Consider the following 8422-nt stretch of genomic DNA (forward strand, 5'->3'; position numbering starts at 1 on the left):
TTAGAGAAGATGCAAGGGTGATGCAAGGGTGATGCAAGGGTTTTAAGAGATTCTAGCAGATTTAAGTGCATTTGGGAAGCTCTCAATCAAGCTAAAAGCCCTTTCCTGTAAGGTTTTTACCATTATTCAGCAAACCCTAATTACTATTTTCTTCAGGAGGAGAAGGTGATAAAACAGGAGGAGCAATCGGTTCAATTTTATCCTCATTAACCGGGGGATTAATCACCTCTGGAACAGGAGAAGGCGAAGGCGAAGGCGAAGGCGAAGGGGAAGGAAGGGGAGAAACTTGAGGACTCGGATCTGTTTCAGGAAGAGGAACAGGAATAGGAATTACTTCTTCTGGGGTGGGACTAGGAGTTAATTCTGGAGTCACTTCTGGACTAGGAATCACCTCTGGGGTAGGAGTGGGGGATGGGGTAGGAGTTGGGGAATAAATGGGAGTCCGTCGGCGAGAAGGTCGTCGGATAGGGGGAAAATCTTGGGAGGGAGGAGGAATGATTTCAGGACTAGGAGAAGGTTCGAGGGTTGGTGATGGTTTGATTTCCTCATTTTTGGGTAAAAGAGCCATAAATCCCCGATATCCCAGGGCAAAAGCTCCAATTGTCACCGCAAAAATCAGCAAAATCCGCAGCCAAGGATTCTTTTTTTCCCCGGAATTGGGTTGAATAACCACAGTGGGGGAGACGGTTGGTTTTTGGGGTGTAGAGGACTTTAATCGGGGACTATGGGGAGAAACCGCGATAGTTGGTTGGGTGGACAAATCCGGGGATATTTCTGCCAAAGCTGCTAACATTTCCCTGGCAGTAGCAAACCGATCCCGGGGATGAAAACGGATCGCTCGATCGATTACCATAGCTAAATTAGGATTAACATTTTCTGCCTCCTGTCGCCAGAGAATTTCCCCCGTGCGCGAGTCAGTTTCTAGATATTGGGGAGTTTTTCCCGTTAATAAAAAAATCGCCGTTAAGCCTAAGCTATAAAGGTCACTAGAAAAGACCGGTCTCCCGGCAGCCTGTTCCGAAGCCATATAACCGGGGGTGCCAAGGGCGATCGAATAGGCACTTTTTCCCGTAGGATCGAGTAAGGTGGCCACTGCCTCTTTCATTACCCCAAAATCGATTAAAACGGGCAAATTATCACTATTTCTTAAGATAATATTATCGGGTTTCACATCCCGGTGAATAATGCGGCGACTGTGAATAAAATCAAGAACAGGCAGCAAATTCTCTAAAATCGTCCGCACTGCTGAGGAAGATAAATTTCCCTGTCGTTGCTGTTTTTGGGTTAGTGTCTCCCCTTCAATCCATTCCTGCACCAGATAGAAATGATTATCTTGGGCAAAATAACCGTATAAACGGGGTATTTGGCGATTTTGCTCTCCCAATTCCTCTAAAACGCTTGCTTCTTTCTGAAAACGTTCTTTTAACCATTCTGGCATCTCCTCACTTTGAATAGCCGGCTGCAATTTTTTAATCACACAGCGCCGTTGAGAAGGCATATTCGTATCGATGGCGATATAAGTTTCCCCAAATCCCCCCCTAGCAAGGGTGCTAACAATTTGGTAGCGATTGTTTAAAAGCACTAGATTCATTACCCTGAGAGTGCAAGCGTGGTCATAAATTGTTCCTAGACTAACATTCTTTCGTTAAGGAAAAAGTCAAGGGAAAAACTAGAGTCAAGTCTAAGGAATCCAGCGACGGATTTTCGTCCACAAAGGTGCATTATCTTGACTACTCATCTCCTGAAAACCTTGATAACAATCGTAGGCGCGATTAAGATGGGCGGTGATTTCTGTAGCATTGGGATGGGAATTGCGATCGGGATGCCAATAACACAAGAGAGTTTTATAATTGTTCTCAATCCGGCTAGTCGTGGTAAAAGGAGTAATCCCCAAAACTCGCCACCAAACGGGATTAGCCGACTCTATAATCATCACGGCCAAGGAACGGGGCGAAGGATAGAGAATTTGGGCGATTAATGACCAATCTGACCCATAACACCGCCGATAAACTGCTTTAACCCGCTCTTTTCCCAACTGTTGACAAGCTTGTAAATGCCATTGACGAAAATCCCTCCGCATCTGCTGATGAGTTCGCAAATCTCGCTGGGCAAATCTGCCCTCAGCTAGTTTATTAGTCCCGATAGTGTTAAAGTTACCATGAGCGATCGCTTTTAGATCCCAGTAAAGATGATAAAAAGGATCTTGACCCAAGGCGAGACTTTCCAGAATTTCCTTAGCGTAACCTCTAGCTGGATTTAATCGCAATAATTCCCGTAATTCCCGACAAAACTGCTCATTTTCGGGCATACCGCGCCATTGCCAATAATTAACATCCGGTTTTGCCAGAGACTGCCTATATATACTACGCCACACCTGGGGAACAGTACAGGCGATCGGGGTAGCCAAGGGAGTAGCCAGGGGATAAAATTGACCCTTTAAAGAGCTTTCAGGAGCATCTTCTAGTAAACAAGCAAGATGATAGGCGGGATGACTACGGGGCTTTTTTTGGGGGCTAATAAACCAAAAAGCCGTTAAAATGAGAATTAGGTACAAGAGTAGAGAAAGAATTTGCTCCGCCATCGCAACTTTTAGTTAGTCTGCTCAGTTACCCGAAGAATTATAATTGGTGCTATGGTCGCTGAAAAGTTCTTTGTATCTCGGCTGATTGTCAGAAATCCACAAAACGGGGTGATATGCCGAAAGTTTCCCCACATCCTTACTCCGGTTATTCGGAAAGTTTCTTTATAATTAATAGTTGGATGGCTTAGGTTATCGGTTGGGGCATACTTGAAGAGTGTCTGTTCGAGTTCAAAAATTAAAGTGATCAGCACACCTGGAGCAATATGCGGCAATCAGAATCAAAAATTGCGCTGCTGATTGATGCAGACAACGCCCCTGCATCAAAAATTGAGGCGATCATCTCTGAAATTGCAAAGTATGGAGTTGCCAATATTCGTAAGGCTTACGGAAACTGGAAAAGTCCTGCGCTGAAAGCCTGGGAGGAGTGTTTGCATGAATACGCTATTCGCCCCGTCCAACAGTTCGACTATACGAAGGGCAAAAATGCTACTGATGCTGCAATGATTATTGATGCAATGGATTTGCTGTATACACAACAGTTGGATGCTTTTGCAATCGTGTCGAGCGATTGTGACTTTACTCCTTTAGTGATGCGAATTTTGACAAATGGCTTAAAAGTCTATGGATTTGGCGAGAAGAAAACACCATTGCCTTTTGTTTATGCGTGTTCAACATTTTTATACCTAGAAACTATTGATCAAGCAGTAAATTCTGAGGAGACTTCCAAAGTTTCTGCAAGTGTGAAGAAAACTGGTAAAGAGTTGAAGCAAGACACCAAATTAATCAGTTTATTGAGGGGCGCTGTTTCTAGCACTCTAGACGATGATGGTTGGTCGAATTTGGCAGAGATTGGCGGACACATAGCAAATCAGACATCTTTTGACCCACGCAACTACGGATATGCAAAGTTGAGTGGCCTGTTCGAGGCTATTGACTTATTCGAGATTCAGCGAAAAAATAAGGCAGTCTTCGTGAGGAGCAAGCAAAAGAATGGCACTACTCCAAAAACGTAGTGCAGATCTAGTAGGATGCGTTCCCTCATGCGAGTCCTACCGCTACAGCGATCGATTTTGGGGAACACACCATGGTCATTGATTCAAGTAAATGATAATAAGCTAAAAACGTCTAGGCACAGGGACGGACGGGAGTGCGATCGGATATAGACAAATATGGGGGCATTTTACCTTACTTTTTGGAGCCGTGATCTGTGGGCAATATGACATGATTAATAGAAGAAACAGGGAGTAAAGAGCATGACTACCTATCAAGATGTTCGCCGGCAAGTTGAGAATCTCACCCCAGACGAGCAACTTCGCTTGTTAAAAGAGTTAGCTGTAATGGTACGTCGCCCTATGCTTGTTAAGCCCAAGCATAGCATTATGGAACTAGAAGGACTAGGAAAAGAAATCTGGAATGGACTTGATGCTCAAGAGTACGTTAATCAGGAACGTGCCTCATGGAATGGCTGATGCAACTACAAGGTCAAGTTGTGGGTTTGGATACCGCGCCACTCATTTACCTGATCGAGCAAAATCAGGTATATTTAGGGCTTGTGCGTGCCTTTTTTGGGGCGCTAAGTCGAGGCGAGTTTCAAGTTGTTACCTCTACGTTGACGCTGACGGAAGTTTTGGTGCATCCATTACGCTCAGGTAATGTAGAACTTGCCTGCCAGTATCGTCATATTCTTCTCGATCAAGAAAACTTAATTACAGTACCTATTTCTGTTGAGATTGCCGAAGTTGCCGCCCAGTTAAGAGCAAGACAAAACTTGCGAACTCCAGACGCAATCCAGATTGCCACTGCTATGGGAGAAGGTGCTATGTTTTTCTTGACCAATGATGCCCGTTTAGCTGCTGTCCCAGATTTAAAAGTTTTGGTTTTGGATGCTCTGTAACAGTACACCAATCTGGTAGCGTGCGTTCCTTAAACATTGATTTAAGCAAATGATAATAAGCTAAAAACATCTATGCACAGCGACGAGAGTGCGATCGCTTATGATGGGGTTGTAAATTTTTGTTACGAAGTGCAGATATGGTAGGGTGCGTTCCCTAATGCGAGTCCTACCGCTGGAGCGATCGATTTTCAGGAACCCCAACATCCTCACCTATTACCATGAAAGGGTATAATAAGTTTACTTAAGGTCATCAAAGAGGTAACAAAACCTTAATGGAAAGTCGTATCCATATCCATCCAGATATTTGTAATGGAAGACCTGTTATAGCTGGAACCCGAATTCCGGTGCAAACAGTTATGGAATTTTTAGGAGCAGGGGATTCTATTGAAGAAGTCCTTGAATAATATCCTTCTCTGAATCGAGAAGATATTTATGCCTGTATGCAATTTGCAGCAAGATTGATGGCGAATCACTATGAAGTCAGAAAAATTGCATGAATGGTTTTTTCTTTGATGAAAATTTACCAGCTAAAATCCTCTTCACTCCATCTTTACCGATCATTTTTAGGGAGAAGTCCAAGGGATACGGAAATTTGGCAATATGCAAAGGATAAAAAACTGGTTATTGTTACGAAAGATACAGACTTTTCCGATCAACTAATGCTTAATTTTTTTTGCACCCAAAGTAGTACATCTCCGTTTTGGCAATATACGAAAACGAGAATTTCATCAGTTTTTAGCTCGTATTTGGCCAGAAGTTGAAGCTTTGGTTATTGAACATAAATTAGTTAATGTCTATTTAGATAGAATTGAAGCATTTAGATAATTTTTCCTAACATTCATTGCGATATCGCTAAGGTGGGTAATGCCTGCCTTACTCTAGGGAAAGTCCAGTAATAATATCTTCTGGGGGAATCCCAGCCTGAATTAAATTGGTTGTTAATCCTTCTTCAAGATTATCATCTTCAATGACAATTTTATTTTTCAATAAACGAGCGTGAAATAAAATTGTGTTAGTCCATGCTTCTTTTTCCCAACCAGTCATAATTATTAAAAAGTTGCCTGATTCTGGATCACAAACTGGGGTAATTTTAAGGGTTTGTAATCGAGGTTGCATCGCAGACTCTTTTCTGATAACTTGAGTCAGAATATCGGCATAGTTTACTGTGTTATCCATTCGCAAATTATCTCCTTTTGAGGATTATAAATAATTAAATTGATTCTATTACGTTTAATAACCAGTTGGAAAATAGCTTTTTTGAAGTGTTTTAAATAAACCGCTTGACTAATGCCCAAAAAAAGTTTTCTTTCAGGTTCTTGTGAATCTAAAGCCCATTGGTATAATTGAAGTTGTCCTATTGTTTTTTCTAATTCACTGATAACTGAAGGCGTATCAAAGTCTTTGATTTCTACGGCAATTTTACGATCTTCTTTTTCCGCAGCAAAAAACTTTTCTGCTCCTAAATCAGCTTTAAGCAAGGTTTTTTCTAAGGTTAGAATTAAAGGATCATCAGTGATTTTCCAACCCTCTTTTTCTAAAGTATGACGTAATGATAAATGTAGATCGTCTCGTCTGGACATCCTTATAAACCCTGCTTAAGAGGTTCGATTTCTATTCTACTACAGTTCGCCCTAATTCGGATTTATTATGACCGAAAAAGCGGTAAGGTGGGCAATGCTCACCCTACTATTTCTATTTTCGCTTGGTCAGGCTAGAGACTAACCTTAATCCTCCTAATCCTAACAAGGCAACAACGGAACTCAGTGCAGATCTGGTAGGGTGTGTTCCTTAAACATTGATTTAAGCAAATGATAATAAGCTAAAAACATCTAGGCACAGCGACGGACGGGAGTGCGAGTGCCGTCGAATAATTGTAAATTTTTGTTACGAAGTGCAGTCAGATTGAAGAATTAGTGATAGGGTCGCTGAAAAGTTCTTTGTATCTCAGCTGATTGTCAGAAATCCACAAAACGGGGTCATATGCCGAAAGTTTCCCCATATCCTTACTCTGGTTATTCGGAAAGTTTCTGTATAATCAATGGTTAGCTGGCCTCGTAATATCACGATGTATCTGATTAGGAGCGATATTATGCGACTTAGTGAAAACTTTTTACAGCCAGCATTGTCAGATGATTTTTACTGGCTCAACGAGCCGACGCATTATCGTTTGGGTAATGGCTTGGAAATTTCTACAGATGAAAAAACTGATTTTTGGCAAAACACACACTATGGTTTTCAAAGAGACGATGGGCATTGCTTATTGATGCGACAAGTTGGCGATTTTTCCCTAATGACCCAAGTAGAATTTCAGCCTCGGGAAAAATATGATCAATGTGGCCTAATGGTGCGGATTGACAGTCAGAATTGGATAAAAGTTTCCACGGAATATGAAAGCGAACAAGCTAGTCGGCTTGGTTCTGTGGTGACCAATTTGGGATATTCTGATTGGGCAACGCAAGACATTTCTTCACGATACCGCGAAATGTGGTATCGCATCAGTAAACGGGGGAGCGATTTTCTGCTAGAGAATTCTTATGATGGGCAGGCTTGGCTGCAAATGCGGATCACACACTTACACAAGATAGCCGACGATTGCCAAATCGGAGTGTATGCCTGCAGCCCGATAGGCAAAGCGTTTCGCTGTTGTTTCAAAACCTTGGAAATCTCAGACAATCAGTGGCTGGCAATACCGGAAGCCAGCTAACAACCGTATGCACCCGACTGGCACTTATGCGCCTTAACGCCTGGCTTGTTGTGGTTCACGGCTTGTCTGTCTTATGCTAGAGTTTCATAATTACCCAAAGCTAATGAGGCAAAAAATAATGACGGACAAAAATAAGCCAGAAGAAGTTCAAGAAGCAATGATTTCAGTGGGAGTGGGTACAGCGATTGGAGCTAGTGCATCGGCAGTAGTTGGCGGTATGGGACTTGCTGTAGGAGGAACTGCTCTAGGAGTCGGTATGGCTCCAGTAGCAGCAGCAGGAGCAGTGGTCGGCACGGCAGTTTACGGAACCAAGAAAGCAATAGAAGAACAAGACGCAACGGCAATTGGAGCAGCGGCAATTGGTGCGGGTGCTGGAGCCGGTATATCAGCATTAGTTGGAGGTATGGGATTAGCAGTAGGAGGGACGGCAGTTGCAGTGACGATGGCTCCCGTAGCGGCAGTAGGAGCAGTAATTGGTTTGGCTGGATATGGGATCTCTAAATTATTCACTGAGTAAGTAATGGCTAAACGGAAAAGACATTCCCCCAATGCTGCCCAAAAATTAGTAAGAGGAGCAATTCGGGACTTTATTAATCAGGTTAATGGTATAGTTATTGAGCCGGAGATAAATACTCCTGTAAAGGGGACAGAGGCTTGGTATCGGGACGAACTGGCTAGAGAATTAGGAGGAAAAACCGAGGTTTACATTGATAAGGTAGGTAGAATAGATGTCTTAAGTAATACGGAAATAATTGAAGTTAAAAATACAAAAGGCTGGAAATCAGCGATCGGGCAAATCAAGAGTTATGGACAGTATTATCCCAAGCATAAAATGAGAGTTCACCTATTTGGGAAATTGACTGAGAGTAAACTAGAAACTATTCAGAGAGTATGTAACCTAGAAGGTATAACTCTAACTTGGGAATAGTATGATCGCCGATTTAGTAAGATTCGTTCCCTGATGCGAGTCCTACCGCTGCAGCGATCGATTTTGGGGAACACACCATGGTCATTGATTCAAGTCAATGATTATAAGCTAAGTAGCTGGTTATAATTAAATTAAAAATGTATTTTAGGTTCGATCCCCCCTGCCCCCCTTGATAAGCTGTCCTTTAGTCACATCTTTCTTAACATTTTAAACCTTTGTCGCACATGGCTTTCAAGACTCGGTTAACAATCTGTAATATTCCTTGTTGACACCCTTACTGACAAAGAAAAAACTGAAATCAAGTCAGGATAAGGG

12 protein-coding genes are annotated in these 8422 nt (G+C 42.4%); 8 read left to right on the plus strand and 4 right to left on the minus strand.

Going from position 1 to position 8422, the window contains the following annotated elements:
- Positions 1 to 136: 136 nt before the first annotated feature.
- Complete coding sequence (locus tag O9323_RS05050) at positions 137 to 1591, minus strand: serine/threonine-protein kinase (RefSeq protein WP_004158941.1); 1455 nt, start codon at positions 1589 to 1591, stop codon at positions 137 to 139.
- A gap of 90 nt (positions 1592 to 1681) precedes the next feature.
- Positions 1682 to 2581: a J domain-containing protein gene (locus O9323_RS05055; protein ID WP_149106372.1), complete on the minus strand. Its 900-nt coding sequence runs from the start codon at positions 2579 to 2581 to the stop codon at positions 1682 to 1684.
- Positions 2582 to 2844: 263 nt separating this feature from the next.
- Here O9323_RS05055 and O9323_RS05060 point away from each other — a divergent pair, with 263 nt between their 5' ends.
- The 5 genes from O9323_RS05060 (at position 2845) to O9323_RS05080 (ending at position 5236) form a co-directional block, all read left to right on the plus strand.
- On the plus strand, positions 2845 to 3594 hold the full coding sequence (locus tag O9323_RS05060) for an NYN domain-containing protein (protein ID WP_288124773.1): 750 nt from the start codon (positions 2845 to 2847) through the stop codon (positions 3592 to 3594).
- Between the two features lie 240 nt (positions 3595 to 3834).
- Complete coding sequence (locus O9323_RS05065; protein ID WP_002746864.1) at positions 3835 to 4050, plus strand: hypothetical protein; 216 nt, start codon at positions 3835 to 3837, stop codon at positions 4048 to 4050.
- Complete coding sequence (locus O9323_RS05070; protein ID WP_004158938.1) at positions 4038 to 4475, plus strand: type II toxin-antitoxin system VapC family toxin; 438 nt, start codon at positions 4038 to 4040, stop codon at positions 4473 to 4475. The genes O9323_RS05065 and O9323_RS05070 overlap by 13 nt, the downstream gene beginning before the upstream one ends.
- A gap of 272 nt (positions 4476 to 4747) precedes the next feature.
- Complete coding sequence (locus tag O9323_RS05075; protein ID WP_004158936.1) at positions 4748 to 4879, plus strand: DUF433 domain-containing protein; 132 nt, start codon at positions 4748 to 4750, stop codon at positions 4877 to 4879.
- Between the two features lie 108 nt (positions 4880 to 4987).
- Positions 4988 to 5236, plus strand: a complete 249-nt coding sequence (locus O9323_RS05080; RefSeq protein ID WP_223210887.1) for a DUF5615 family PIN-like protein — start codon at positions 4988 to 4990, stop codon at positions 5234 to 5236.
- 112 nt (positions 5237 to 5348) lie between these two features.
- Here the strand turns inward: O9323_RS05080 and O9323_RS05085 are convergent, their stop codons facing one another.
- A complete protein-coding gene (locus O9323_RS05085) occupies positions 5349 to 5651 on the minus strand; it encodes an element excision factor XisI family protein (protein WP_004158929.1) in 303 nt (100 codons plus the stop codon).
- The gene (locus O9323_RS05090; protein ID WP_002774526.1) at positions 5636 to 6055 is read right to left on the minus strand and encodes a XisH family protein; all 420 of its coding nucleotides are present in this window, start codon (positions 6053 to 6055) and stop codon (positions 5636 to 5638) included. Before O9323_RS05090 ends, O9323_RS05085 begins: the two co-directional genes overlap by 16 nt.
- Before the next feature lie 509 nt (positions 6056 to 6564).
- Between O9323_RS05090 and O9323_RS05095 the strand changes: the two genes are divergently transcribed.
- The 3 genes from O9323_RS05095 (at position 6565) to O9323_RS05105 (ending at position 8107) form a co-directional block, all read left to right on the plus strand.
- Positions 6565 to 7179, plus strand: coding sequence for a DUF1349 domain-containing protein (locus O9323_RS05095; RefSeq protein ID WP_002734072.1), 615 nt, complete (start codon positions 6565 to 6567; stop codon positions 7177 to 7179).
- Between the two features lie 118 nt (positions 7180 to 7297).
- Positions 7298 to 7696 (plus strand): hypothetical protein, encoded by a 399-nt coding sequence (locus tag O9323_RS05100; protein ID WP_002746868.1) that lies wholly within the window; start codon positions 7298 to 7300, stop codon positions 7694 to 7696.
- 3 nt (positions 7697 to 7699) lie between these two features.
- Complete coding sequence (locus O9323_RS05105) at positions 7700 to 8107, plus strand: hypothetical protein (RefSeq protein WP_149106371.1); 408 nt, start codon at positions 7700 to 7702, stop codon at positions 8105 to 8107.
- Positions 8108 to 8422 lie beyond the last annotated feature (315 nt).

This window comes from Microcystis sp. LE19-131.1A, assembly GCF_027532015.1.
Classification (GTDB): domain Bacteria; phylum Cyanobacteriota; class Cyanobacteriia; order Cyanobacteriales; family Microcystaceae; genus Microcystis; species Microcystis ichthyoblabe_A.

Bases quoted from the DNA above. Each gene is read 5' to 3' on its own strand.
- O9323_RS05050 (WP_004158941.1), bottom strand. From the start codon at position 1,591: ATGAATCTAGTGCTTTTAAACAATCGCTACCAAATTGTTAGCACCCTT.
- O9323_RS05055 (WP_149106372.1), bottom strand. From the start codon at position 2,581: ATGGCGGAGCAAATTCTTTCTCTACTCTTGTACCTAATTCTCATTTTA.
- O9323_RS05060 (WP_288124773.1), top strand. From the start codon at position 2,845: ATGCGGCAATCAGAATCAAAAATTGCGCTGCTGATTGATGCAGACAAC.
- O9323_RS05065 (WP_002746864.1), top strand. From the start codon at position 3,835: ATGACTACCTATCAAGATGTTCGCCGGCAAGTTGAGAATCTCACCCCA.
- O9323_RS05070 (WP_004158938.1), top strand. From the start codon at position 4,038: ATGGAATGGCTGATGCAACTACAAGGTCAAGTTGTGGGTTTGGATACC.
- O9323_RS05075 (WP_004158936.1), top strand. From the start codon at position 4,748: ATGGAAAGTCGTATCCATATCCATCCAGATATTTGTAATGGAAGACCT.
- O9323_RS05080 (WP_223210887.1), top strand. From the start codon at position 4,988: ATGAAAATTTACCAGCTAAAATCCTCTTCACTCCATCTTTACCGATCA.
- O9323_RS05085 (WP_004158929.1), bottom strand. From the start codon at position 5,651: ATGGATAACACAGTAAACTATGCCGATATTCTGACTCAAGTTATCAGA.
- O9323_RS05090 (WP_002774526.1), bottom strand. From the start codon at position 6,055: ATGTCCAGACGAGACGATCTACATTTATCATTACGTCATACTTTAGAA.
- O9323_RS05095 (WP_002734072.1), top strand. From the start codon at position 6,565: ATGCGACTTAGTGAAAACTTTTTACAGCCAGCATTGTCAGATGATTTT.
- O9323_RS05100 (WP_002746868.1), top strand. From the start codon at position 7,298: ATGACGGACAAAAATAAGCCAGAAGAAGTTCAAGAAGCAATGATTTCA.
- O9323_RS05105 (WP_149106371.1), top strand. From the start codon at position 7,700: ATGGCTAAACGGAAAAGACATTCCCCCAATGCTGCCCAAAAATTAGTA.